This is a genomic window from Bartonella rattimassiliensis 15908, assembly GCF_000278215.1.
In the GTDB taxonomy this organism is placed as follows: domain Bacteria; phylum Pseudomonadota; class Alphaproteobacteria; order Rhizobiales; family Rhizobiaceae; genus Bartonella; species Bartonella rattimassiliensis.
In genome coordinates this window covers 214,301-239,133 of sequence record NZ_JH725064.1, presented here as the reverse complement: position 1 = coordinate 239,133, position 24,833 = coordinate 214,301, and the positions used below count along the sequence as shown (strand labels likewise).

Below are 24,833 nucleotides of genomic sequence, written 5' to 3'. Positions count from 1 at the left end.
ATATAGAAATACTCTTATCTCAATCAATTAGGCCTTATTTGGGGTATTGTTTTATTATTACGTCCCAAAACCTTTATATTATGTTGCCGCTTTTGATATTCTTGGAGTGTAGATTCTGCACCGCTTAAATATTCAACAGCTTGTAGTTTTGTTGTTTCATTTTGAATCTTGGTGAGCAAGAGTTTAATATGTGCTTGTAATTGCGCAATTTCTTTCAGATCGAACGTCGATCTGATTTTTTCTTCTAGTCTTTTAATGTCTTTAAAACGATTTTCTACATTTTGAAAAACTTGCCAACTTATGGCTTTATCAATAATGCCTAACGAATTGAAACGTGATTCAATAGAGGTATGTAAAGCACCGAGAGTATTAAGTTCTTCTTCTTTCTCAATTTGTTTAATAATCGCTAAGGTATCGGCATTCATTCCATTACCCAGATTCGTATCAACTTTGTCATAGAATTGTTTTGGATTTTGAAGAAAAAATTCACTGCTAGTATGCGGCATACTTTCTTTAAGATCTTTTAGTTGATCTCGAGAACGCGTTATAGATTTATATATGTTTTCCAATATCTTACGTATATCCTCCTCATCTAGTTTCTGTTGCGCTATGGCATTCTTAATAGTCTCAGCTCTTTCAGAATTCGAAACTGAGTCAGATATCAAAGTTATGATAGGTGCTATAGGTGAGGTCATATTAGCATTTTGAAACTTCTGAATAACGGGAAGAGTAGTTTCCAAAATCTCTCCCTTCAGATCGCATGTAGTTATGGTACCTTTGGTCCCTTTTTTTGCTAGGTTTGATATTTCAAGAAACGCACTGTTTAAGCTTTGTGTGCCAAGAAATGCACTCGCTAAGCTTGGTGTTCCAAGAAATGCACTTATTGTTATAACAATAATCAGCTTTTTCATATTTCACACTCTTGAATTTTCACATATTTAGAAAAATAAACCATTAAATTGCTAACTTTATTAAATTCACTTATGAGATTACGTCTTAGATCTCGAATTTCTTCATAATAACTGCTCAGTTGTCCGGTTTTCACTGATTTTGTTTTCATATATCTCCTCGCTTAATTTCAGCAGGAACTGTTTTGTTAATAGCTACTTGGTTTCTATCATTTGGCTACTTTAGTTTTGGTGCTAACGTACAAGCTAATAAAACACTCATAATCAAAATTGCAAAAATGATAGAATTTAATTTACCATCTTTTTCGCAATTCGATAAAATCTAATATTTATTATCATTATTATAACATTAACAATAAAGTAAAGCGTATAGTTTACGATAGTTTATCTTTTCTTAATTTTATTTTCTAATTTGCGACAATAGCTCAATTTCAGTGCAAATATCCTGAGAGTGTTAACCGGTTATTTGACAGGGCTATTTTCGACGAGAAGCAGAGCCTGTTGCCTCTAATCTCCACAGATAGCCAAATGTTACGCCTTTTGCTAGAGAATGAGCAATGCTGGACAGTTTGAAGATCATGACAATAGAGATAATGGATAAGATGAGGGCACCACCAAGCGCACAACCTACATTTTGCCCGGCATCGAATTTCAGATCGGCTGTATAATTTGCAAAGATTTGCATCATTAAAGTGAATATGGTGGATAGAAGCACAAGGAAAATTGTATAGCTCAAGATTTGGGACATCCATTGTTCAAAGAAGCGGTGGGTAGGTTGCCAGAGTAAAGCAATAATAAAGAGAGGTCCGATCCCTGCGAGGAGTACGAGAGCGATTTTTGTCATCAAAACGAAAGCACCACCAATTGCAGCAAGGAAGCTTGTTGCAAGCAAGATGAGGATACCGAAGAGACCGTAAAGTAGTCCTTCATCCTCTAAGAAAGCAGACTCTTCAAAAGATTTGCTTGCAAATGAAAAACCATTGGTGGCGACTTGATCAATTAGAACGCTTAATTGTTTTGGATATTGTTTTGGATCGGATGAACTGTTTATTAGTTTAGCTGATAAGTCATAGGGCATATTCATAATAAAATCCGTAATTTCACTCTGATAAAGTCCTCCCGCCAGAGCTATAGAAGTGATAATACTCACTCGCAAGTAACGACTTATTAATCCAGAGAACGGCATATCTATTGCTCCACGCATAACAAGCCATCCATATACGATGAATGAAATGGTAAGTCCTACGGTTACGAAGGGTGTAATGGTCGCAATGGCTTTTGAGGAAATATCTGTGACATATGTCTTTGTTGCATCATCAATACTGTCAACAAGCTGTGTGAACATTTCAAACTTCATGTGGCTTTCCTCTTTATTGAATTTTTAGCTTCCTATTATCTTGAAACGAGAGCCTACGTTTCATTTCCATTACATAATATTGTTTGAATATTTTTTATCGGGATGCTGTGAGATAGGGTATATCTCTATGTGTTCCTTTAGCTTTTTAAGATATAAAAAACATGACCACGCCTATATACAGAGAGATAAAAGAATCAAAAACATCAAAAAATTGTTCCAAAACTCTTATCTTATAAATTTTACAGTAGGCATAGCTTTATTTTTACTGTTAAGAATTTTCGCATTGCGTCTTTGCTTTTGTTGATTGATAAGTGCTTGTTCTGTGTTGCGCGAATAGGAAACCATTTGTAATTTTGTTGTTTCATTTTGTAGCATAGCGAGCATGCCAATTATATGGGCTTGTAACTCACCAACGCTTTTTAGATCTTTTGTTGTACTAATCCCATCTAATAGTTTTTCAATTTGCTGAAAACGATGGTTTGCTTCTTGAAAAGCTTTTAGACTTATAGCTTTATCAAAAGCGGTTGCGTACTGAATACGTCTAGCGATAGCATTGCGAGATTCTCGAAGAGAGGTGAGAGTATTCTCTGCTTTCATAATATTTGCAATTGATTTTGCTATATTTAAATCACTAGCTTTATTGTATATTGATTCTGGATTTTTGAGAAAAAAACTAGTGTTATCTTTTGGTGTAGTTTTAAATTTTTTTTCGTCGAGTTTTGGGCCTCCGGTTATAGATTCACGTATCTTTTGTGTTTGCTCAAGTTGTTGCTTTAGCACATCGAGAAGTGGGGTAATAGGTTGCGCTTTCTTTTGCTGTTGTATGGTTTTTGTAGGTGGCTGTATATTTGAAGAAGAATCCCAGAAACTTGGAACTGATGCTGCTAAATCTGCTGCCCCAGCACCCCAAAAGCCCCAAGCCATTGTTTGCTTTGAGGCTCCTAAAGTTATTGCTACTGCTATTGAAATGACTAGTTTCTTCATGTTTCCCTCCTATCACGTTTTGCGTGTTGTAAGAAAATCGGTAACCATATTGCTGGATCTTCACCAACTTCCGCGATAATGCTTTCGACTAACTCTGCGTTATCAGGTGTACCTGATAACACCAAGAGCTCGTCGTCAAAGTCGTGCTCGATGGTTTCTCCATTGCTTGTTATATGAAATTTACCGAGATTCAACTCTGCAAGGGCGGATTGGTCGCCCTGCTTAATGAGGAATTGGCGACTAAATTCACCAAGTCCTTTAACAAGTTCAAATTCAGTATCTGTTAACTTAAAACCTTTTGTGTAGTCTTCATAACTCGCTTTCGGATTGGCTAGAAAAATATAAGTCGCACACTGTTGAATGAGCGTTTTGGCAATATTACTTTCCAAAGCATCGCCAGGCTCTTGTGTTGCGTAAACAAAAATACCATTTTGCTTACGAATGGTTTTTTGTTTATTTTTTGCCAAATCTTCAAAATACGGGTCTTGCAATGGCTTCCAGAACTCATCAAAGATATACATAAATCGCTGTCCGCTAATCATGCCTTCTGTACGGTAAAGCAAATACATCATTACTGGAGTACGTGTTTCCAAATTATCTAAGAATTCTGTAATATCAAAACCATAAACTTGATGTGTTGAGAGATCAAGAGCATCACGGGGATTATCAAACAACCATCCGTAATCACCTCCTTCACACCATTTTAGTAAGCGAGCATGGACAGATGGTGCTGCATTATAATTGCTTGAACGCGGATTTGGTAAGAATTGTATCAAAAGAGATAAACGACGGAGTGATTGGTCAATGTTACTGCTCATAATAGACATAACAGCTTGGTTAATTTCTTCCTCGTCGCGATGCGTAACTTCACCACCAGCTTCTGCTAATTTTTTAACAAATTGTTTCAAAAAAATCAGATTGTCCTGTGTGGGAGGAAGTTGGAATGGATTAAAGCCACTTGCTCTCCCTGGCTTAAATGTTAAATATCTTCCACCCATGGCTCGAATGGCAATTTCCATACCACGATCTTTATCAAAAACAACAGTCGTCGGTCTAAATTTCTGTGCTTGTGCCAACAAGAATCCGAGAAGCACAGTTTTACCAGATCCAGACTGTCCGATAATCGCAGTATTACCGAGTAATCGCTTATCAGTTGAATCCTCTTCAAGTTTAGAGGCATGAAAATTGAAATAAAGTGGCGTTTTGCTGACTGTTTTAAGAATTGTAACCGCTGGCCCCCACGGATTACCAGTGGGTTTACCGGACATAAAGTTATGAAAGGATGAAAATGATAAAAAGTTTAGTGATGTAATTGGAGCAGGGCGGGGTCTCCATTTCCAATTGCCCGGAAGTTGTGCCCAATAGCCGGCTTCTATTGCTAAATCTACGGGTTTAGGCAATATTGCAGAATCCAACAATGCTGCACTTGCTTTAGCCATATGGTCGCGAACTTTTTGAATTGTATCACCATAGATAGTCAATGTGCAGTGATGTTCTCCCATAACAAAATGTCCACTGATAAGCTGATTTAGTGCTTCGTCAATTTGCGCAATCTGGCTTGTTGCTACATCACGAGCATCAATAAGATTACGCTGATGCCGTTGCAAATAGTCTTTAGCAGCATGTCGGGAGAGTATCGAAAAACTCTGTGTCAATATGAATTCAAAGTCACTTTCTAGCAAAGCATTCAATTGTCCTGGTTTGGTTGTTGCATCGTATTCTTTTATTTCCAACATTCCAAACCGACGTATTCCACTAGTTGTCCGCAGTTCACCAAGAGAACCCCATTTTGAAAAAAAAGGTCGATTGACAGACATATAGTCAGCAAAACGGTCATGGCAAATTGGCATAGGGCGATATTCACCGTTAACAAGCATTCCAAGGAACTCAAGTGCAGAAGAATAAGCATGTCCGTTTTTTTCATAAGCACCAAGAAGTTCTGCATCATAGCGTTTTAATGATTGGCTTAAAGTACGATTGATGTCATTGAGTTCTTTGATACATGAATCCTGACGCATCTTTTTATGTTCAAGCGTTTCGCGTTCATGTTGAGAAAAAAACGACATAATTTTATCTGCTATCGGTTGAAAAACAACAGTTAGATATAGATCATTGACCATCAAATTATAACCGCTAAAGCTCTGTCGATATTTTTCATCAAGCTGATAGCAAAACATTTGATCAAATGTTGAATCAGGATATTCATAAACACGACGGCGGACAATATGTGTCCAAAGTGATAAATTGGCTGACGCAATACCACGAAGAGTATTGTTAAGTTCTCGTGTCCATTGAAAAATATCTTCCTCTGAAGCACTTTGATGTGAACGCCCGTCAATTTTCCAAATTGATAAATATTCCGCATTCTTAGTAGAGATAATTGTATCAGTAATATGATGTGAATAGGGAAGGAACAGACTTACGGGTGTCTCTGATGCGAGACGCTTGCTGTTTTCAACAGCCGCCATGCTTATCTCCTTTTACTATAATTAGAGGGACTATAACTTGATGCGCCCCAAAAGCTTTTGTTACGATTGCGGAATTTAGTATCGATCCATAACCACCAGATGCGAAATGCTTTATCATCGTTTTTAGTAATTTGCGCCATAATGAACCATAGTGGAGGTGCTATAACCCACAAAAAGATATTTATTGTCATGGCAGTAATAGCTACTCCCATAACCATAACAATAAGTGGCATCATGGGTACTCCCCATATAGTTGGAACACGTGTTGCTCCCTTGAATAAGGGAAAATCCTTTTGTTCTTGTGATTTCATAGACAGCTCTCATCACTGGAGGTGAAATAATATGTGGCTAATATAGAAGGCAGCACCAGCAATAATGACACTAAATGCCCATCGTATAAATGTAGCTCTTGCGATAATGCGAAATATATAAATAAGCAAAAGAAATAAAAAAATAACGATAGCAGCGATAGGAACAAGTACACTTAATCCATATTGCACACCAATAAAAACATCTAAGCTCTTTGTTTCCGTTTGAGCATAAGCAAATTGAGTTATTAATAACATCATTGAAGTGTTAAAAATAACACTAATCTTGTTGCATAGTTTTTCTTTAAATGTATTTAATTGTTTCATATTTTTTATCCCCATTTTAATTAAGATTGCTATAAATAATATTCCTTTTTTACAATATGAGCGACATTATTGCTGGTATATGCTTATAACCAACGGATATTTAAAACCATTATGTATTATACAGACTCATAATTAATTACCTGTAAATAATAATGTAGAAAGTTGGGATGCTGAGCCAGCAATGACAACGCCGATCGCCCATCGTATGAATGTACCTTTTTCAATGTAGCGTCCCGCATAAGCAATTGCTAGACATAAAAGTATAACACCTGCAGCGATAGGAATAATTTTTCCTAAATCTCCCTTTAAGCCATTTAAAGCCCTTTCTGCATTTCTCAAATTTTCCACTTGAGCATATGCAGAACTATTCACAAAGAATACAGTTAAAGCTGCAGAGATTGGGGTAATTTTATCACGAACTATTGTTTGAAAGACATTTAATTGTTTCATATCTCACTCTTATTAAACTTCTAAACAACATTTCATATTGTATATCTTCAATATAGATGAAATTGCTGTTGGCTTGTTTATAATTAATGGATAACTTCTGCTTTTTATAAACTATATTTATTACATGAATGTTGTAATTAATTTTATCTTGTAAATAATAGTTTAGCAAGTTCAGCTGCTGAGCCAGCGATGACAACGCCGACTGCCCATCGTATGAATGTACCTTTTTCGATGTAGCGTCCCGCATAAGCAATTGCTAGACATAAAAGTATAACCCCAGCGGCAATAGGGATAATTTTCTCTAAATCCCCCTTTAAGCCGTTTAAAGCCGTTTCTGCATTCGTCAAAGTGGCCACCTTAGCATATGCAGAATCATTCATAAAGAATACAGTTAAGGCTGCTGAGATTGGAGTAATTTTATTATGAATTATTGTTTGAAGGGTATTTGTTTGTTTCATATTTCACTCTTAATTGAACTTCTAAATGATATTTCATATTGTACATCTTCAATACAGATGAAATCACTATTAGCTTATTTATATTTAATGGATAACTTTCGTTTTTTATAAATTGTATTTATTACATGACTGTCACAATTAATTTGAAAAACCTTTAAGAAGTGCCTTTAAATAACAGGTTGGCAAGTTGGGCTGCTGAGCCAGCGATGACAACGCCGACTGCCCATCGTATGAATGTACCTTTTTCGATGTAGCGTCCTGCATAAGCAATTGCTAGACATAAAAGTATAACACCAGCGGCGATAGGGATAATTACCTTTAATTCTTCTGTTAATTTCTCTAAAGCTGTTTTTGCATTTGTCAAAGTATTTACAGCATACGCAGAATCACTCATAAAAAATACAGTTAAAGCTGCAGAGATTGGGGCAATTTTATTATGAATTATTGTTTGAAGGGTATTTGATTTTTTCATATTTCACTCTTAATTAAACTTTTAAATAACATTTTATATCGTATATCTTCAATATAGATGAAATTGCTGTTGGCTTGTTTATAATTAATGGATAACTTTTGCTTTTTATAAATTGTATTTATGACATGACTGTCACAATCAATTTCAAGGTCTTGTAAATAACAGGTTAGCAAGTTGAGCTGCAGAGCCAGCGATAACAACGCCGACTGCCCATCGTATGAACGTACCTTTTTCGATGTAGCGTCCTGCATAAGCAATTGCTAGACATAAAAGTATAACACCAGCAGCGATAGGGATAAGTGTGTTTAATTCTCCCTTTAATTTTTCTAAAGCTGTTTCTGCATTTTTCAAAGTGGCCACGGCGGCGGATACAGAATCGCTCATAAAGAACACAGTTAAAGCTGCAGAGATTGGAGCTGTTTTATTACGAACTATCATTTGAAGGGTATTTAATTGTTTCATATCTCACTCTATATTAAGCTTTTAAATAATATTTCATATCATATATCTTCGATATGGATGAAATTGCTATTGGCTTATTTGTAATTAATAGATAATTTTTGCTTTTTATAAATTGTATTTATTCTATGATTGTCATAATCAATTTTAACTATGGGGTAAATAACAGTGTGGCAAGTTGAGATGCTGAGCCAGCAATGACAACGCCGACTGCCCATCGTATGAACGTACTTTTTTCGATGTAGCGTCCCGCATAAGCAATTGCTAAGCATAAAAGTATAACGCCAGCGGCGATAGGGATAATTTCTCCTAAATCCCCCTTTAAGCCGTCCAAAGCTTTTTTTGCATTTGTCAAAGTGGTCACAGCATATGCAGAATCATTCATAAATAATACAGTTAAAGCTGCAGAGATTAGAGTAATTTTATTATGAACTATTGTTTGAAGGGTATTTGATTTTTTCATGTTTTTTATCCTGACTAAGCTTAAAATTCCCACAAATAACACCTCTTTCATGAAGGAATTTAAAGAGATATTTCGGGTCAGCCCAAGTCCTTAATTTTCCTCTTTGTGTAAGAAGCGTATATTCATCCGGTTTTCCGGTAATCGGATCATCGGCAACAAACGTAAAATACCATTCCCTCTCTGAGCGCATAACAATTGTAATTTCTCGTGCTGCTTTCTGAGTAAATGCTATATCAACGCTGTTTTGTTCTATCATTTTCATTTTTTTGCCCTCAATTAGAAGATATTTTTCCAATCTTACTAATTAGAGCTTTAATATTTCTTTATCTACGTCTCATTATAGTATTCCATCAAAATTTTAGTTCTAATTCATAAAAATAACACGTATTATTCCTGTTGCTTTTTTAATAAAGAAGAACCTTCTGTTACAAAGATATCATTGGCACTACTTGCTTTATGCATAAATGCATCTTCTAGCTCCTCTTTGGGAAGAGGAAGAGATTCTTGCTTTGTTATTTGTCTTTGTTTTCTCTCGTGAATTTCTACAGATTCTTGAGATGTTTTATCACCTATAAGTAAAGCAGTTTTTACTTCAAAAAATGAAGAAGCCTTCTTTATATGATGGGCATTTAAATGTCTCATATCATAGAAACTAAGCACAGACTGTAACATATCCTTTTTAGAATTATATAAGTACATTATTGGTTCATAGTGGTAGGCAAAAGTAGTTTCCTCATTCTTAAGATTTTTACAAAAATTAAATGTGTCAAAAGGAGAAAACCATTTCATATATTCAACATTATTTTGCTTCAAGTTTGCGTCAAAATTATGTTTACTTTGTTTAAATTGTCTATTTTTTGCGGTTGTTTTTCTAAACGGAGAGGATTGACGTAATAATTTATCATTATCACTTGTTACATAGACACCGCTCTGTAATTCTTGCTCAATAAACACTGAAAATGCTGTAGGAGGTGTATTGGATATAGATACAGCAGAAAATATTATGAAATCTAGAACAATCATTAGTAATACACCTTATTATGCAGAGTTTGATTGATAAAAGTGCCCGTTCTGTGTGCTGATTCTTGTTGTTGTCCTTTGATTTTATAAATTTGCGCAATGAAACTGTTTAGTACAAAAACCTTCTTGTGATTGTTGATTTTTTCTTTTCTAAAAAAAATTCTAATATATGCAAATATCCAATCAACAAAGTTAATATGATGGATAAAGTAAGGCATATGAGGCCAACCAATATTATTTAATTTACGAAAAAAAACACTGCTTTTAAGCCAGAATACCCTTTCGGATTCTATTAACGGCGCTTGTTTTATACAAACTTTCAGCTGTAAAAATCTTTTTAAGAGACATCGATACGAAGTAAAAAGCCTCTGTATGTTAGGATATCTCTTATTGTTGTGATGAACCACACCATCATTATACCGAGAGGGCTTGTTCTTTGTTGCATATTGCCATAGTTTATAGAGTGGTAATTTATATTTATCTTTGACTGCTGATTCATACGAGTCAGGGAGGTATGATGGCATTTGCGCACCGCATTTAGCAGTTTCAGTAACTGAACCGGTAAATGATGCGGTGGCGGCAGTTGATATACAAATAAATAATTCTTTGTAGCTCAAAGCACATCTCCATCAAAGTGATATATTTATCATAATGTTAATTTCGATAATAAATAGGCAAAAATTGTCTATAATTGTGTTTAAAATATGGCAATGAGAAATTCTTTTTTGCAAGGGGAGTAATTAAAGTGAATGATCTTAAAAATATGAATTGTGATGAATTACAAGAGATGCGTACACAAATCGATGTAGAATTGAAAAAACGACACGCAAAGGAAAAACAAAATGCGAGGCGAAAAATTCTCGAAATTGCTAATACTCATGGAATTGATATCGCTGATCTTGTGAACAAAGAGCGTCATTATAGAAATCCAAATAACCAATGGGAATTATGGAATGGGCGGGGACGTAGACCTAAATGGATTAAAGAATGGTTGGAGAATGGGTATACACTGGATGAATTAGAAGTAACATAATGCATGTGCGATAATTACAAAACAAGGGAATACCAAAAAATATAAATGCAAGAAGTAGACTCCTCTTGGTAATGTAATATACCAAGCTTAATGAATGGATCTGAAATATTGAGGGATCGAATATAACGATAGGGAGCATAAAAAATGCATTTAAATGAAAAAAGTATTGTTGTAATAAGTTGGCATCATCATTAAGATTGCCAGCTTAAAATGCTGTAATTGCTCTTAGCATTGAATGGGATCACGTCCCTTATGTGAAAGAGATATGTCTTAAAGCTCATTACATCCATTTCATGATGGAGCTCGTAAGGGATATAACGATAAAGCGTTTCCATGAAGAATATAAAATTTAATAAAGTATTCCCATTTTTATGCTTAATAAAAGAAAAAGCTTTCAGCATCTATACGGTATCAGCTCTTGGGTATTGCGACACTCTTAGGTGTTGCGAGAGCCTTGTGTGCGAGCGCCCTTAGCACTTGGAAGCATGAAGCATTTTTACAACTTTTTTCGTGTTTTCACTCCCACGTTAGTCCCACTTATGATATTCAGAGTATGATTTTGCTTACCTCAATATAATGAGAGGAGAGGACAATATTCGGGGTTTCTTATTCAACATGTGAACAATAAATTATTATTATTATTATAAATCAATACGTTGATTTTAAGAAGAGCATTTTATCTCCTTTTTTATAGTTATACCGATGTTGATTTTTTTAGTCTATGTAAGTAGATGACTTTAAAAAAAGGATTGAAATGAAAAAACTTATAGCGTCACGATTCTAAATCAGTATGTAAAATGATAGTGCTATAAATCAATATCCTTATATCTTGAGAGTATTATTTTGTAGAATAAAAGCTTTATGTTTTTCATAGACTTTGTTTCGTTTTTATTTTGTAAGACTATATACGTGAGATATTCATTTTATTTATCGTTCGTATCGTTGATATAATAGAATGTGTGGAAAATGGAAATTTTTTATGGTGGTTATGGGATTAATAGAATTTTAAGACATATTTCTAAGTGTTTGTGATTAAAATTCATTTATGTGTATGGATGAATAAAGAGTGCATTAAAAATAAAAAGGTTGCGTAATTTTTATTTCTGGTTGTTTTCTTTATAGTGTGAAATAGAGAGGAATATGCGAGTTTGCAATTATGTGTGATGGAATAGAATACGAAAAATTTTGTATATTAGAACTTTTTTAGTCGTGACGTTTTCATATAAATTGAGGGATTTGTCGTTATTTGAAAAAGTTTTTTTATAAAAAGATAGTAGATTTTTCCAATTTATTGCCGGTAAATTTTGTGTTTTATGGTGTTGTTTACTTAAGAGAGCGCGTGCGTTCTCTGCTGTTGAAGCTTTTTTATGCCAAATGTGCTGTGTATCTCTGTTTGTGGAATCTCTGAAACTGACAGACAGCTTAATTGGGGGAGAATGTAAAGTCGCAAAGATAAAAACTGCTTCCCATCTTTGCAATTCCTTTTAATTTAGCTTTCCGACTTTCAAAAGTGTCTAAAGCAATATCTTTTAAATAATGGAGATTATGCATTGCCTCACGTTCTTTAATGGGGTCACGCACCTCATGTAGAATAGAACGTCATTGATTCGCTAATTCACGTGCTTTTTTAGAAACGTTTCTTAAGACAACCAAGCCCATTTCACGGCGTTGACTATGAATGGTATAATGGTAAGTCCATTGAGAGCTCCCATCTTTATACTTATGAAGTAACAAGTTGGCACTGTCATTATATTTGCCAGCTCTTAGGTGTTTTGGCAGCTTTTTGCACTTGAGAAGAGGAATGCAAGGATTTTTATTGCGTTCTTTAATATGCCAATCCCCCTTATGATGTGCAAGCGAATGATTTTGGTTACTTCAACATAGAGAGATTTGAAATAGGAGTATCTTACGATCTTCATATTTCTCATTCGGTATGAGATTAATAAATTATTATTATAAATAAAAATGTTGTGCGCTTTTATTTTGTTATGTTCACGAAATAGCTTTCTTTGAGGGGCAATGATATAAGGTAATCTCCTTGGAACATTAAATACTTTTTAATGCCTGGTGAATGTTCTTAAGGCATGGTTTGTTTATCAAGTCTTATGTTAAGTAAAATATATGAATGGGAAGCCAAGAGGACTACAATTAATAAGATTCACTCTTAATAAATAAATCGGATCGAGAGGGATTTTTTGCTCTTTGAGGTGTATCGGTAAAATTCAAAGGGTATAAGGTATAATAAGTGAAATATATGGATTTTTGCTTAAAGTGGGAAGCCTTGTAGGAGACGTGGAGCATTGGGGGTAAGGCCAGCAGCTTCTTGGATGAAATATTTTTTTATTCTGGGTGCTTGATTGATGATTCCAAGACCGGTATCGCGGAGCATTCGTAAGAGAAGGTTATCATTAGAAAAGAGTTTATTAAGCCAATCATTGCTTAAGGCCATGCGGACAATTTCAAAACGTCTCCAACTTTGATAGTGCTCTAAAGCAGTGAGGGAGCCAATGTCAAGACCTAATCGTGCGGTTTCAATAATCACTTCAGCAAGGGCAGCGCTATCGCGTAATCCTAAATTGAGCCCTTGTCCTGCAATGGGGTGAATGGTATGGGCAGCATCGCCAACGAGAGCAAATCGAGGCTTAATGCATTGACGTGTTAAAGAAAGGCTTAAGGGAAAAGCTTTACGTTCACCATTCCAAAAGAGTTTTCCTAATCGATGGCCAATGCGTCTTTCGAGTTCTGTTTCAAAAAGAAGTGCATCAGCTTTGAGATAATATTGCGCAGTTTTATTGTCTTCATTCCACACAATGGCGGATCGGTTGCCTTTGAGAGGAAGAAGAGCAAAAGGGCCTGCAGGTAAAAAATGTTGAACCGCTTGACCGTAATGGGGGATTTCATGCTCAACTGTGCAGATGATTGCTGTTTGTTTGTAGGGATGATAAAAGTTTCTAAGACCTGCTTTTGGGCGTAATTTCGAGTGGGCACCATCGGCTGCAATGAGCAATTTTGTTTGCCAAACCTCTTCATTATTTAAAGTAACAGTGGTGTATTGATCTTCTTGATGAAAATCAATGACGAGCGTGTTTGTAATAACAGGGATTTTGAGATCTTTGACACGTTTTTTTAAAGCGTTGATGAGTTCTCTATGCTCTATCATAGCAGCAAAGGGTTCATTAGGGGTAATGTCGCCTTCAAAGGTTAAAAGAGTGGGTTTGACAGGGGCACTTGTGTCTGTATCTGTGATGATCATTGAATGAATAGGTTGTGTATAGGCTCTTATAGGTTCCCAACATTGTAATTGTTTTAACATACGAATAGAAGCAGCAGCAAGGGCAATGGTTCGTATGTTAGAAGCAGGAATATCTCCTTGCGGCTCAGCATCAACGATTTTTATTTTCAAATTAGGGGCTGTTTGCTTGAGTGCTATTGCGAGTGTTAAACCAACAACTGCACCGCCAGCAATGAGGAGATCACATTGTTTGATTTGGTGAGATTTTATTTTTTTATTGGGTTTTACATTTTTATGGTGATCAGAATACACAATGCTTCTTCCATTGTTGACAGTTTTCTTGTTTGTAAAAAGAATGTTTTTTTTAATTATCTAAATCTTAATTTTTATTTTTCTCCCTACTTTATAAGAGATGAGGTTTTCTTTGGGTGTTAGTCTGATGACAAGTTGGTTTTTCCAAGCTATTCTGCTTAATTACTTATGTGATTCATTTTACAGATTTATCGGATCAATCTTTTTCGAATGTCCTTTTTAACTCTTTTTACACTTGGTTGTTAAAAAAGAAAACTAAAATTAAACAAATAAGGTATTGTATTTTTTAATTTGTGTGAATGTATTTTAATAGATTTGTTCTTTTGAGGGGCCATTTAGTTTATCTGAGAGATAAGGAAAATTGTGCTTATTCGTGATGGTTAAAACGGTATTAATATTTTGCCGTTATCATGCAGGAGCGTAAAATGTCACCTGTTTAGGAGGGGGTATAGGGGGCGTATAAAGCTTTGTTTTGTATTTGGAATTGATGGATGCACCGAAGTTCTTCCCCTTATGATTCATTAGAAGCACGAAATTCTCAAGGTTTGCGGCTTATTGAGATGTTTTTACGCCAAATTGGCGTTTTTATTGGGCTTGGCCTTTTGGGCTTTATTATTTTTTGTGTGCTTGCTTTGGCAACTTGGAATGTTGCAGATCCATCTTTAACCCATGCAAATACAAATGAGGTTACAAACCTTATGGGCTGGTTGGGTGCGATTTTTTCAGATTTGATTATGCAGTTTTTTGGCTTGGCGGGTCTTGCCGTTTTGTTGCCGCCATTATTTTGGTCTTTTCTTTTGTTGGCACAAAAGAATATCTACAATTTGACTTTTCGCATTTTTTTATGGGGATTATCAACGATTTGTTTTGCAAGTGCTTTTGCTCTTATGACACCTGTTGCTTCTTTTACCTATTGGCCATTGCCAATGGGCTTGGGAGGGGTTTTAGGAGATAAAGCTTTAAGTATTGCTGCTTTAATCTTTCCTTTTTTCCTTTCTCCACTTTATACTGTATGTTTCAGTGTTATTTTTATTTTTTTAGGTTTTTTCATTGCTGCTTTTGCCGGCAATGTGATATGGCGGCGTAAAACAAAGAAAAGAAAAGAAAAAAGCATTCCCAAAAACGAAATCGTTGATCTAATTTTTGAGGTGGAAAAAAATACGGAACATGTTGTAGAGGATGATCGTGTGCAGTACAGCTTTTTTGCGACAACTTTGGGTGCTATTTTACATCTTTTTTATTTTTTACAAGCGCGGTTTTTCCGCCTTTTCTGTTTCAAAAGGCATTCTCAGAGTAGGAAACAAGAAAAGTCATTTGATCGGATTGAACCAATTTTTGAGGGCGAAAAAGAAAAGGATGAAGAAAATCAAAATAAAATACATGTTTCTTCTGTTAAAAGTCGAAAGTCTTTAACCGTTTCTTCAAATGGTGGTTTTGTTCTTCCACTTTTAGATTATCTTTCGGTTCCACCACCCTCTGTTAAGGATACAAAACTTTCTCCTGCTTCTTTGAAAGCAAATTCTCAGGAACTTGAAGGCGTTTTGTTAGATTTTGGAGTCAAAGGGAAAATTATAAATGCTTGTCCTGGACCGGTGGTTACTTTATATGAATTTGAACCGGCTGCTGGCATTAAGTCTTCTCGTATCATCGGTTTGGCAGATGATATTGCACGCTCGATGCGTGCTATTTCTGCTCGTGTTGCTGTGGTTCCAGGGCGCAATGTGATTGGAATAGAGTTGCCCAATGCAAAGCGTGAGATGGTTTATTTAAGGGAAATTGTGCAAGCACAGGAGTTTGTTGAAAGCAAAGCAAAATTAGGGCTTGCTTTGGGCAAAACAATTGGAGGAGAGGCTGTTATTGCGGATTTAGCAAAAATGCCCCATCTTTTGGTGGCTGGTACAACAGGATCAGGAAAGTCTGTTGCTATCAATACAATGATTTTATCACTGCTTTATCGTATGACACCTGAACAATGTCGACTCATTATGGTGGATCCGAAAATGCTTGAGCTTTCGGTTTATGATGGTATTCCTCATTTATTAACACCAGTGGTGACAGATCCTAAAAAAGCCGTGATTGCTTTAAAGTGGGCTGTTCGTGAAATGGAAGAGCGCTATAGTAAGATGTCAAAACTTGGTGTTCGAAATATTGATGGATTTAATGCACGTCTTAAGGAGTCAAAAGGCAAAGCAGAAACAATGGTGCGTACAATTCAAGTGGGCTTTGATCATAATACGGGGGAACCTCTTTATGAAACGGAAACACTTGATTTTAGTCCTATGCCCTATATCGTTGTCATTATTGATGAAATGGCTGATTTGATGATGGTTGCTGGTAAAGATATTGAAGGCGCGGTTCAACGTTTAGCACAAATGGCACGTGCTGCTGGTATCCATGTGATTATGGCGACGCAGCGTCCTTCCGTTGATGTTATTACTGGGACGATTAAAGCCAATTTTCCTACACGCATTTCTTTTTCCGTGAGTTCAAAAATCGATAGCCGAACAATTTTAGGCGAACAGGGGGCCGAGCAATTATTGGGACAGGGAGATATGCTCTTTATGATGGGAGGAGGACGTATTCAGCGTGTGCATGGACCTTTTGTTGCGGATGATGAAGTAGAACAAGTTGTGGCGCATCTTAAAGCGCAAGCTCGACCTGATTATTTGGATACAATTACCCAAGAAGTTGAAGAAGATGATACGGAGGTTTCTTCAGCTTCTCCTTCAGCAGATGATCCCTATAGTCAAGCTGTTGCTATTGTTCTTCGTGATCGGAAGGCTTCAACTTCTTATATTCAACGCCGTTTAGGTATTGGTTATAACCGTGCTGCAACATTGATTGAGAGGATGGAAGAAGAAGGTATCATTAGTCCAGCAAATCATGCAGGGAAACGAGAAATTTTAGTTCCTGCCGAAGAAGAACGCTTTTGAAAAATCTGCATAATCGTTTTTTAGTCATATCTTATAAAAACAGCTTCTTATCCTGCGATGTCGTAAAAAGCAAATATCATCATACAGTTAGAATTCTCTCAATGTTGCTATAGAGTTCCTTGGCATTTGGGCCGCTTTATAAAAGATATTTTTATCCCTTGATCTTAGATAATTTTATCCACATGCTGGCTTCTTTTGTAATGTGCACGCAAATGATTTTAATTGATTCAATATGAGAGAGTATATGATGAAAAAATCTTATTGTATTCGGCGTTATGGTCTAAATTGAAAATGATAATTTATCCTTATAAATCAATATATATATAATATATATATTATATATGTTAAATAACCTCATTTAAGGTATTGTAATATAAATGGGTGCAAAGCTTGAGATATTCAGTGGTTTTTTTAGTGTGAGTTAAATATTTATTCAATGAATTGGTTTATAGCGATAAATTATCGTTTTGCATGTTGTCATTAAAGCCTTGAAGATCGTAAGATTCTCTCATTCTAAATTTGTTTTATGTTGAATCAATTAAAATCATTTGCTTGCACACCACAAGTAAGGCTGAGGTGTGGGAGTAAAACTATACAACAAAGGAGTAAAAATGCTTCTTATGAAGTGTCTCAAGTTCTAAGAGGCTGTTGCAACAATGGGGGTAAGAAAAGTGTAGGATGGCACTGTAAAAGTGGGTGGTGGTGTTGGTTTTCTCCTTCATAAGGGCAGAGCTTGTTTGTTGAGCCTTGTGTAAGATGAAGCATATGGGGTGGGGAGTTAAGTGACCTACTAAAATCCAAATTGTTTATAGATCTGATCGGGTGAGAATTTTTATTCCTTTGGGTGGGAAGAAAGTCAAAAAAATACTTTTGCGACTAAAAAGAATTTTCAGGTTCGCGAAGCGATATGTTTAGTACTTCATTCGTTGAATATTGACTATAATCTATGTTGCTTTACAGATTACGGATGAGAAGGAATAGAATATAGTATGCGTTTAGCTCATTAGCCAAGAAATATGAGCATTTTCGTGAGCTCAAAAGCAGACTAATTATTTGGATAATAATATCGCAAGAGGTTGAAGAACATAGAGCTAATGTTTCTTTGGCTGTTTCTTGAGCAGATGATTATTGTCAAGCAGTTGCTGTTGTGCTTCATGATGACCAGGCTTCAACCTTTTATGTTCAATGTTTTTTAGGTATTGGTTATAATTATGCAGCAACATTGATTGAGAAGATGGAAGAAGAAGGTATCATTAGTTCAGAAAACCATAGATGAAAACCGGAATTGGAGAGAATTTCTGAAAAAGAATATTTTTAAAAAGCTTTTGACAGCTTTTGCAAACAATACCTTTATTTTATAAAGAAGGTTATTTATTCATTATTTGCTGTTTATAATAAAATCAATGAAATATTGCTTGGGAGCACTTTTTATGAAAACGTCTTTTTTACCGCAAAGAAAAGTCTTTGGGTTTGTGGGAATTATTGTCTTTTTGTGTTTAACTTTTCCTGCTTTTTCGCAAGCATCTAATAAAATGGTCAAGGCGCAGAATGTCGTGAACCACTTTGCGGCAATTAGAACAATGACAGGTGATTTCATTCAATTTAGTCCAAAGGGAAAAATGTCTCAAGGAACATTTTATCTAGAGCGTCCAGGAAAAATTCGCTTTATGTATAAAAAACTGCCTTTACAGATTATTGCAGATGGTCAATTTGTTGGCATTAACAATCGAGCTTTGAATACTTGGAACTTTTCACAACTTTCGCAAACACCAATGAAATTTCTGTTGGATGATAAAATTGATATATCTTCTGGGCGTTTGGTGGCATTTCGCGAAGATCCCGGGGCAGTAACGATTGTTTTGCGTGATAAAACGATTGGGGCTGGGCAAATAAGAATGGTTTTTGACTCTCAAGGCTCTGCTTTGCGACAGTGGACAATTGTTGACCAACAAAACTTGGAAACGACTGTGCAGATTATGAATGTGCAAACAGGCGTGCGTTTTGCTCAGGGAATGTTTACACTTCCTTCGAAGAAATGAAGAAATAGAGTCACGTCATTAGGATTGAAACAGATGTTCTTTCGTATTGCTACTTGGAATATTAACTCTATTCGTTTGCGCCTTGCACAGGTTTTTCAGTATTTGGAACTCTTTCCTGCCGATGTTTTGTGTCTACAAGAAACAAAATGTCCTGATCCTTTATTCCCAGTGGAGGCTTTTGAAGCAGCAGGATATAAGCATATCGCATTGAGTGGACAAAAATCTTATAATGGAGTGGCGATTGTTTCTCGTTTGCCTTTTAAAAAGGTAGAAAAGCGTTTCTTTTGTCAAAATCAAGATTGTCGCTATATCTCAGTGATTATGGAACCCCATGGTAAATTGATGCGGATTCATAATTTTTATGTTCCTGCTGGAGGAGATATTCCTGATGCTGAGGTGAATGAAAAATTTCGTCATAAGCTTGATTTTTTAAAAGAAATGTCTTTTATCCGCGCCGATCAGGAAAAAGGGATGTCTTCTCTTTTGCTAGGCGATTTGAATATTGCTCCTTTGGCAGAGGATGTTTGGTCTCATCAGCAATTATTGAAGGTTGTAAGCCATACACCTATTGAAACAGAACATTTACAAAATGTGCGTTGTCAGGGCGGATGGGTTGATCTTATGCGTTTGCATATCCCTGTTCCTACTAAACTTTACACATGGTGGAGTTATCGTGTTCGCGATTGGGCTCTTACGGATTATGGGCGGCGGCTTGATCATATTTGGTCTTCTTCAGATTTAGCTCCTTTTGTGGCGGATCTTTCGACTTTTCGTGATGCGCGCGGATGGAAACGTCCTTCAGATCATATTCCTGTGCAAACAGTATTTGATTTTTCACGTTAATTTTGAAATAACAGGTAAATAAAGTATTAATGTTAGATAATGATTCTGAAAGAATGCGGGAGACTAGATGTATATCAGAAATCTCAAATGGGGCGCTTCTCGTGGATTACTTTCTAGTGTATTGCTTTGTTTTATTTTGTCTGGATGTATGGTTGGTCCAAATTATCATAAGACATCTTTTTCTGTTCCGGCTCAATGGGGGCAGAAGTCTGCACAGATATCTGGGCATTCAATTTCCCTGGCAGGGTGGTGGCGACGGTTAAATGATCCGGTTTTAAATGCGTTAATGGATGAGGCAGTTTCTGGAAATAATGATGTTGCCGTTGCCAAAGCCCGGATTCGTGAAGCGCGGGCGAGTTTAGAGCAAATGGTGGGATCTTTGTTGCCAAGTATGTCAAGCACAATTTCTGGAACCCATAGCGGCTCTAAACAATCTGATACGTTGAGCCAGTATCGTAGCGGATTTGATGCTAGTTGGGAGCTTGATTTCTTTGGAGGACATAAGCGAGGTGTTGAAGCAGCACGTTATGGTTTTGAAGCAAGCGTGGAAGATATGCGTGCGACGATGGTTATATTGTTAGGAGAGGTGGCAACAAATTATGTTCAAATGCGCGGTTGGCAACAAAAGTTGTTTATTGTGCGGCAAATTGCTTCGACACAACGCAAAACGTATGAATTGATGCGTGCCAAATTAATAGCAGGTGATATTTCTGAGCTTGATGTTTCAAATGCAAAAGCGCAAATGGCTAATACAGAAGCTGATATCGCTCAGATGGAAGCAAGTTTGGAAATGAGTATGCATCGCCTTTCCATTTTAACCGGTCATGTGCCGACGGCATTGAAAGATCTGTTGCAAAAAAATGCCAAACAAATGAAAATTCCACAACCACAATGGCCAATACCAGCAGGAATTCCAGCAGATATTTTATTGTCTCGTCCGGATTTACGGCGGGCAGAGCGCCAATATGCACAAGCAACAGCTCGAATTGGTCAACGTGAGGCAGAACGTTATCCGTCACTTACATTAACGGGGAATATTTCAACAGCAGCAACCGCAATAGACCAATTATGGAAAAGTTCAACCATTGGTTGGTCTTTGGGCCCCGGTCTTCGTTTTCCCTTCTTTAATGGAGGACAGATTGTTGCCTCTATTGCGATGGCGCGCGCACAGCGTGATCAAGCTTTTATTAATTATCGGACGGCTGTATTGAGGGCTTTGGAGGATGTTGAAAATGCACTTGTGAGATTAACAAAGGAACATCAGCGTCTCGAAAAGCTGGTCATTGCAAATAAAGCTTTTCTACATTCTTTAGAACTTTCACGAAGTCTTTTTGAAAATGGAAATACAAGCTTCCTTGAATTGTTAAATGCTGATCGTTCATATTATTCTGCGCAAATGGCACTGAAAGATAGCCGTGTTGCTTTAGTTACCCAATATATTGCTCTGATGAAAGCATTGGGAGGGGGATGGGATGGAATCGTTGATGTATCACGGCCAGAAGTTGTTGATGGTGCACCCCATTCACTTGCAAAGGTAGGGCAATGAAAAGAAAATTCATCAAAAATTTCATTATAAAACACAAAAAACTGTCGTTATTTCTTCTTTCTCTTTTTATTCTTATCATTTTTTTGTGTCTACGCTCTGCTTTTTTCGGAACGTCTACACCAATGTATATGACAGCTGTGGTGAAGCGCGGTGATATAGAGGAAAGTGTTTTAGCTTCTGGGCTGGTGCGTCCTTATCGGTTGGTGGCTGTGGGGGCGCGTGCGACAGGGCGGGTGATTTCAATGCGCGTTTTCCCAGGAAGTGTTGTAAAAGAAGGGGATCTCTTAGCAGAAATTGATTCTACAGATCAAGAAAATGATCTGAAAAGAAAAAAAGCAGCTTTATCGCATTATTATGCAAATCTAATGGAACAAGAAGCTTATCTTACTCTTGCTCAGAAAAATTTAGAACGGCAGAAAAAAATGATAGAATCGCATGCAATTTCAAAAGCTAATCTTGATGATGCGGCAACACAAGTGAAAATACGTGAGGCGCAAATTGCTCAATTGCGTCAGCAGATTGTGCAAGCTCAAATTGATGTGGAGAGTGCAGAGGTTAATCTTGGGTATACGCGGATAACTGCTCCTTCCGCAGGAACCGTTTTGGCAACGGTGGTGGAAGAAGGACAGAATGTCAATGCTGTTCAGTCAGCACCTACAATTGTTATTTTAGGCGATTTATCAAAAATGACAGTTAAAGCGCAAATTTCGGAAGCTGATATCCTTAAAGTTCATGCCGGACAACCTCTTTATTTTACGGTATTGGGCAATTCACACCGTCGTTATGAGGGAACTTTAGAAAGGGTTGATCCGGCTCCTGAATCCATTCGCGCTGATGTGAGTATTAATCCCGGCGCAGGAGGATCTAGTTCTCTCGTATCGTCCGCGATTTATTACAATGGAATTATTCATGTTGATAATAAAGACAACTTTTTGCGAACTTATATGACCGCTCAAGTTCATATTATTTTAGGGCGTGCTCAAAATGTTTTGTTGGTGCCAAGTGATGCTTTGCGCGATGAAACAAAAGAGCATAAAGCATGGGTTTCACTTTTGGTGGGGAACAATAAAGTGGTGGCAAAACAAGTAACTGTCGGGCTTAATAACAAAGTGATGGCAGAGATTGTTTCTGGGCTGCAGGAGGGGGATGTGGTTATTACCGGTTCGCGCGATGGTGTGATGCCAGAAATCCCTGATGAACACAGCGAAGATGAGAATTAAACCATGAAAGCAGAAAAAGCAGATGCGGTTCTCGTTTTGGAAAATATTGTGCGAAAATTTCCTGCGGGTGAAACATTTGTCACTGTTTTGAAAGAGATCAATCTGACCATTAAGCGTGGTGAAATGGTGGCAATCGTGGGGGCTTCCGGTTCTGGAAAGTCCACACTGATGAATATTCTGGGCTGTCTTGATCGACAAAGTTCTGGTCGTTATTGGATTTCAGGAAAAGAAACAGCTTCTCTTTCTGCTGATGAATTGTCAGCTTTGCGGCGCAATCATTTTGGATTTATTTTTCAGCGCTATCATTTGTTGAGTGAATTAACCGCGCTTGGCAATGTTGAAATTCCAGCTATTTATGCAGGATGTGCACCAGATGTGAGAAAAAAACGTGCTCAGGACTTGTTAACACGCTTAGGTATGGGCGAGAGAATCAATCATCGTCCTAATCAGCTTTCAGGAGGGCAACAACAACGGGTGTCTATTGCGCGAGCATTGATGAATAATGCGCAAGTTATTCTTGCTGATGAGCCAACCGGTGCTTTAGATAAACATAGTGGTCAAGAAGTATTGCGTATTTTGGATGAGCTTCATAAAGAAGGGCACACCATTATTATCGTTACGCATGATATGCAGGTGGCTAAAAGAGCAGATCGTATTATTGAAATCAGTGATGGGGAAATTATTGCAGATAATGTATCAAAGGATAAAAAAACAAGGGCTAAGTCTTATATTCAGGAAAGGGAAAATCTAAAAGATCAAAAAAAACTAGGTTTTTTTCGTTCTTTTGTTGAACGTTTCCGTGAAACATTTGTTATGGCTTTGTTGGCTATGAATGCGCATCGTATGCGAACTTTTTTGACAATGCTCGGGGTGATTATCGGTATTGGAGCCATTATCGCCATGGTGGCTTTAGGAAATGGTACGCAGGAAAAAATACTGGAAAACTTTAAAAGTTTAGGCTCTAATACTTTGACAATCTTCCCTGGAAAAAGTTTTTCTGATCCACAAGCAGAGAAGATAACCAGTCTCGTTGAAGCGGATGCAGAAGCTCTTTCTGGATTGCCATATATTTCTGGTGTAACGCCTCAAATTTCAACAAACTCTACGATTCGATTTGGTTCTATTGAAGTTAATGCTGTGATTACTGGGGTGGGAGAACAATTTTTTCAAACACAAGGGCTTAAAGCTATTGAAGGGCAGTTGTTTGATCAAAAAAGTGTGCGTGAACGAGCTGTTGATCTCGTTATTGAAAAGGAAGCCATTGCTGTTCTTTTCCCTCATAGCCATGAGAGCCCACTTGGAAAAGTGGTGCAGGTGGGAAACGTTCCTGCACGTATTGTGGGTGTGGTAGATCCGAAAAATAATGGAGCTAGCTCAAATACCTTGCAGATTTATTTGCCCTATACAACTTTGCAAACGCGGTTTCTGGGGACAACGCAGGTGCGCGCAATTATGGTTAAAATTGCTGATGACGTTGATTCACATTTAGCAGAGACTATGGTTCGACGTTTTCTTATTATGCGCCATGGTGGCGAAGATTTTTTCATTAGAAATTCTGAATTTTTCCGGGAGCGTATCATGGAGAGTACGCATATTTTAACGCTTTTAGTGTCTTCAATTGCAGCGATTTCACTGATTGTAGGGGGAATTGGGGTGATGAATATTATGTTGGTCACGGTTTCTGAGCGGATCAATGAAATTGGGGTGCGTATGGCTATTGGTGCACGGCAGAGTGATATTTTACAGCAATTTCTCATTGAAGCAATTTTAGTATGTATGATTGGAGGCGGTTTAGGAATTCTCTTTGGGTTTTCTATTGGAGGTTTATTTTGGCTCTTTAATGCGCCTATACATCTCATTTATACAATTGATTCAATAATCCTATCTCTTACTTTTTCTACTCTCATTGGAATATGTTTTGGTTTTTCGCCAGCGCGACAAGCTTCACGGCTTGATCCTGTTGTTGCGCTCTCACGTGATTAAGTAGTGATCAATTGCGGC

The 24,833-nt window shown here is 36.9% G+C and carries 22 protein-coding genes and 3 pseudogenes; 8 read left to right on the top strand and 17 right to left on the bottom strand.

Features of this window, described 5'->3' with window-relative positions; translation table 11 throughout:
- Positions 1–23: 23 nt before the first annotated feature.
- From MCY_RS08825 to MCY_RS00890, 15 genes and pseudogenes are all read right to left on the bottom strand, one after another.
- Complete coding sequence (locus MCY_RS08825; protein WP_007346494.1) at positions 24–911, bottom strand: TrbJ/VirB5 family protein; 888 nt, start codon at positions 909–911, stop codon at positions 24–26.
- A gap of 145 nt (positions 912–1,056) precedes the next feature.
- A pseudogene (locus MCY_RS09860) lies at positions 1,057–1,170 on the bottom strand (TrwH protein).
- Positions 1,171–1,383: 213 nt separating this feature from the next.
- The gene (locus tag MCY_RS00950) at positions 1,384–2,265 is read right to left on the bottom strand and encodes a TrbL/VirB6 family protein (RefSeq protein WP_007346492.1); all 882 of its coding nucleotides are present in this window, start codon (positions 2,263–2,265) and stop codon (positions 1,384–1,386) included.
- 225 nt (positions 2,266–2,490) lie between these two features.
- Positions 2,491–3,249, bottom strand: coding sequence for a TrbJ/VirB5 family protein (locus MCY_RS00945; RefSeq protein WP_007346491.1), 759 nt, complete (start codon positions 3,247–3,249; stop codon positions 2,491–2,493).
- The gene (locus MCY_RS00940) at positions 3,246–5,717 is read right to left on the bottom strand and encodes a VirB4 family type IV secretion/conjugal transfer ATPase (RefSeq protein WP_007346490.1); all 2,472 of its coding nucleotides are present in this window, start codon (positions 5,715–5,717) and stop codon (positions 3,246–3,248) included. Before MCY_RS00940 ends, MCY_RS00945 begins: the two co-directional genes overlap by 4 nt.
- Before the next feature lie 2 nt (positions 5,718–5,719).
- Positions 5,720–6,028, bottom strand: coding sequence for a VirB3 family type IV secretion system protein (locus MCY_RS00935; protein WP_007346489.1), 309 nt, complete (start codon positions 6,026–6,028; stop codon positions 5,720–5,722).
- A gap of 12 nt (positions 6,029–6,040) precedes the next feature.
- The gene (locus MCY_RS00930) at positions 6,041–6,352 is read right to left on the bottom strand and encodes a hypothetical protein (protein ID WP_007346488.1); all 312 of its coding nucleotides are present in this window, start codon (positions 6,350–6,352) and stop codon (positions 6,041–6,043) included.
- Between the two features lie 132 nt (positions 6,353–6,484).
- On the bottom strand, positions 6,485–6,802 hold the full coding sequence (trwL, locus tag MCY_RS00925; RefSeq protein WP_007346487.1) for a VirB2 family type IV secretion system major pilin TrwL: 318 nt from the start codon (positions 6,800–6,802) through the stop codon (positions 6,485–6,487).
- A gap of 143 nt (positions 6,803–6,945) precedes the next feature.
- Positions 6,946–7,260 (bottom strand): VirB2 family type IV secretion system major pilin TrwL, encoded by a 315-nt coding sequence (gene trwL, locus MCY_RS00920; RefSeq protein ID WP_007346486.1) that lies wholly within the window; start codon positions 7,258–7,260, stop codon positions 6,946–6,948.
- 154 nt (positions 7,261–7,414) lie between these two features.
- Positions 7,415–7,732, bottom strand: a complete 318-nt coding sequence (gene trwL / locus MCY_RS00915) for a VirB2 family type IV secretion system major pilin TrwL (RefSeq protein ID WP_007346485.1) — start codon at positions 7,730–7,732, stop codon at positions 7,415–7,417.
- Between the two features lie 144 nt (positions 7,733–7,876).
- Complete coding sequence (trwL, locus tag MCY_RS00910; protein WP_007346484.1) at positions 7,877–8,194, bottom strand: VirB2 family type IV secretion system major pilin TrwL; 318 nt, start codon at positions 8,192–8,194, stop codon at positions 7,877–7,879.
- 148 nt (positions 8,195–8,342) lie between these two features.
- Positions 8,343–8,654, bottom strand: coding sequence for a VirB2 family type IV secretion system major pilin TrwL (gene trwL / locus MCY_RS00905; protein ID WP_007346483.1), 312 nt, complete (start codon positions 8,652–8,654; stop codon positions 8,343–8,345).
- On the bottom strand, positions 8,617–8,916 hold the full coding sequence (korA, locus tag MCY_RS00900) for a KorA family transcriptional regulator (protein WP_007346482.1): 300 nt from the start codon (positions 8,914–8,916) through the stop codon (positions 8,617–8,619). Before korA ends, trwL (MCY_RS00905) begins: the two co-directional genes overlap by 38 nt.
- 125 nt (positions 8,917–9,041) lie before the next feature.
- Positions 9,042–9,677: a lysozyme family protein gene (locus MCY_RS00895; RefSeq protein WP_007346481.1), complete on the bottom strand. Its 636-nt coding sequence runs from the start codon at positions 9,675–9,677 to the stop codon at positions 9,042–9,044.
- Positions 9,677–10,291 carry a hypothetical protein gene (locus tag MCY_RS00890; RefSeq protein ID WP_007346480.1) on the bottom strand — a complete coding sequence of 205 codons (615 nt, stop codon included), beginning with the start codon at positions 10,289–10,291 and terminating at the stop codon, positions 9,677–9,679. Before MCY_RS00890 ends, MCY_RS00895 begins: the two co-directional genes overlap by 1 nt.
- 128 nt (positions 10,292–10,419) lie before the next feature.
- Here MCY_RS00890 and MCY_RS00885 point away from each other — a divergent pair, with 128 nt between their 5' ends.
- On the top strand, positions 10,420–10,707 hold the full coding sequence (locus tag MCY_RS00885) for an H-NS histone family protein (protein ID WP_007346479.1): 288 nt from the start codon (positions 10,420–10,422) through the stop codon (positions 10,705–10,707).
- 1,259 nt (positions 10,708–11,966) lie between these two features.
- Here MCY_RS00885 and MCY_RS09855 read toward each other — a convergent pair.
- Both MCY_RS09855 and MCY_RS00875 read right to left on the bottom strand, forming a co-directional pair.
- Positions 11,967–12,366, bottom strand: a pseudogene (locus MCY_RS09855) (integrase); the annotation flags it as partial.
- Positions 12,367–12,973: 607 nt separating this feature from the next.
- A complete protein-coding gene (locus MCY_RS00875; protein ID WP_007346478.1) occupies positions 12,974–14,251 on the bottom strand; it encodes a ubiquinone biosynthesis hydroxylase in 1,278 nt (425 codons plus the stop codon).
- 491 nt (positions 14,252–14,742) lie between these two features.
- Here MCY_RS00875 and MCY_RS00870 point away from each other — a divergent pair, with 491 nt between their 5' ends.
- The 7 genes and pseudogenes from MCY_RS00870 to MCY_RS00845 all read left to right on the top strand — a co-directional run bounded on the left by MCY_RS00870 (position 14,743) and on the right by MCY_RS00845 (position 24,815).
- Positions 14,743–17,184: an FtsK/SpoIIIE family DNA translocase gene (locus MCY_RS00870; RefSeq protein ID WP_007346477.1), complete on the top strand. Its 2,442-nt coding sequence runs from the start codon at positions 14,743–14,745 to the stop codon at positions 17,182–17,184.
- 1,063 nt (positions 17,185–18,247) lie between these two features.
- Positions 18,248–18,460 (top strand): annotated as a pseudogene (locus MCY_RS10280) (DNA translocase FtsK); the annotation flags it as partial.
- A 154-nt stretch (positions 18,461–18,614) separates the two neighbouring features.
- Positions 18,615–19,223 carry an outer-membrane lipoprotein carrier protein LolA gene (locus MCY_RS00865; protein WP_007346476.1) on the top strand — a complete coding sequence of 203 codons (609 nt, stop codon included), beginning with the start codon at positions 18,615–18,617 and terminating at the stop codon, positions 19,221–19,223.
- A gap of 33 nt (positions 19,224–19,256) precedes the next feature.
- Positions 19,257–20,066, top strand: a complete 810-nt coding sequence (locus MCY_RS00860; protein WP_007346475.1) for an exodeoxyribonuclease III — start codon at positions 19,257–19,259, stop codon at positions 20,064–20,066.
- A 67-nt stretch (positions 20,067–20,133) separates the two neighbouring features.
- Positions 20,134–21,612, top strand: a complete 1,479-nt coding sequence (locus MCY_RS00855) for an efflux transporter outer membrane subunit (RefSeq protein WP_007346474.1) — start codon at positions 20,134–20,136, stop codon at positions 21,610–21,612.
- The gene (locus tag MCY_RS00850) at positions 21,609–22,832 is read left to right on the top strand and encodes an efflux RND transporter periplasmic adaptor subunit (protein WP_007346473.1); all 1,224 of its coding nucleotides are present in this window, start codon (positions 21,609–21,611) and stop codon (positions 22,830–22,832) included. Before MCY_RS00855 ends, MCY_RS00850 begins: the two co-directional genes overlap by 4 nt.
- 3 nt (positions 22,833–22,835) lie before the next feature.
- A complete protein-coding gene (locus MCY_RS00845; protein ID WP_007346472.1) occupies positions 22,836–24,815 on the top strand; it encodes a MacB family efflux pump subunit in 1,980 nt (659 codons plus the stop codon).
- The last annotated feature ends 18 nt before the right edge of the window (positions 24,816–24,833 follow it).